This window comes from Collinsella sp. LCP19S3_B11, from assembly GCF_052121915.1.
Taxonomy (GTDB): domain Bacteria; phylum Actinomycetota; class Coriobacteriia; order Coriobacteriales; family Coriobacteriaceae; genus Collinsella.
Genome location: NZ_JBQKDI010000043.1, coordinates 1 through 1,546, shown reverse-complemented (window position 1 = coordinate 1,546; position 1,546 = coordinate 1). Strand labels below are relative to the sequence as shown.

Sequence of the window (1,546 nt, the reverse complement as noted above, 5' to 3'; positions counted from 1 at the left end):
GGGGGTGTTCCTATAGTTTTGTCAACTGGGCAATGCTGTTTTCGAGATTGAATCGCGACATGCTAACGCCAGGCCTTTCGGCCGATGGGCTCCAATCTGTTCGGAGCGCTTCGACTAGGCGGCGTAGGGCACCCTGTCCCGCATGATCGCGTAGATGACCTTCAGCCTCTTTCGTGCCAGCGCCTTGAGCGCCTTGCCGTGCGGCATGCCCCGCTCTCGGCACCTAGCGTAGTAATCGCCCCATCTTCCCTCTGTCCGGGTAAGGCAGTTGCACGAGAATATGAGCAGGTTCTTCAGCCTCTTGTTGCCTTGGCGCGATGCCGTCACCGAGGAGATCGAGGTCCCCGACTGGCGGTTGCGCGGCGCCAGGCCGCAGTACGACGCGAGCTTGTCGTGGCTTGGGAAGTCTTCGATATCTATGGAGATCGCGAGCTCGGAAGCGGTTTTGGGGCCGATCCCCGGCACCGTCAGGAGGCATCGGTAGGTATCGTCGCCCTCGAGGAGGGCGGATATCTCCGCCGTGATCACATCGATCTCCGCCGAGTTCTCGGAGATCCTGCGCGCGAGCAGCCTCACCGCCCGGTCCTCGGCGGCGATGGCCGCCGCATCCGGCCTTGTCGAGGAGGCCGTCGAGCGGACGAGGGCCTCGATCTTGCCGCGCGCCGCCCCGCGCGTGAGCGCCGCCGCCCTGCGGGGCCCGGCGTCGGCCACCGACCAGGCCCCGCCGAGGGATGCCATGAGCCTCAGCTGGGGACCGTCGGACAGGTCGACCAACGCCTCGAAGGCGGGGCACGATTCCAGCAGGATGCTGCGCAGCCGGTTCTTGCTCCTGGTGTTTTCGCAGGTCAGGAAGTTTCTCTGGGCGGCCAGCGCCCTCGCCGCCGCGACCGTCGGGCCCGGATCCCCGACCGGCAGGAGTGCGTCGGGGATGCCCAGCGCCGTCTTCGCGATGACCATTGCGTCCCGCTCGTCGGTCTTGGCGTCGCCGGCGAAGAGCCTGGCGGCCCCGTGTGCCGCGAGTCCCGGCAGGTACGCCGCCGACATCCCGGCCGCCTTGGCGCGGGCGAGCGCGAGGGCGCCTATGTTGCGCGACTGGTCGACGACCACGAGCGCGTCGGGGAAGCGGCCGAACAGCGAGTCCAGATCGCCCTCCCTGTTCGCGACGGGGGCGCTCAGCAGTATCTCGCCGTCCCGGGTCGCGACGCATGCCCAATGGGACAATTTCCCGACATCGAGCCCGATGACGGCTTCCGGCATTCTAGGTGGTGCCACGGTGTTATCCTCCAATCGGTAGGCCGATCGGAACCCCTCCCTGCGACACCCACATTACCTGGCCGTGGCGCTTGCGCCCGGCAGTTTCCTATCAGTCGTCCGGAGCGGCGAGCGCCCCCGGTGGCAACACCCCCCGGGCCCTCTACGGGGCAGGGGCAGACGGCCATCCGGAGGCGCCCGATCGGCGGCCCCTCGGGGCTTGCCCGTATCGTAGGCAATGCGCCGAATGCTCGCCATCGAAATTTATCGGTGGCCCACTTCAGACTGTAATGGG

1 protein-coding gene is annotated in these 1,546 nt (G+C 67.3%); it reads right to left on the bottom strand.

The features are described 5' to 3' along the window. Positions 1-114 precede the first annotated feature (114 nt). Positions 115-1,257 (bottom strand): IS110 family transposase, encoded by a 1,143-nt coding sequence (locus ACTQV4_RS10260; RefSeq protein WP_441015756.1) that lies wholly within the window; start codon positions 1,255-1,257, stop codon positions 115-117. Between the last annotated feature and the right edge of the window lie 289 nt (positions 1,258-1,546).

Bases quoted from the DNA above. Each gene is read 5' to 3' on its own strand.
- ACTQV4_RS10260 (WP_441015756.1), bottom strand. From the start codon at position 1,257: ATGCCGGAAGCCGTCATCGGGCTCGATGTCGGGAAATTGTCCCATTGG.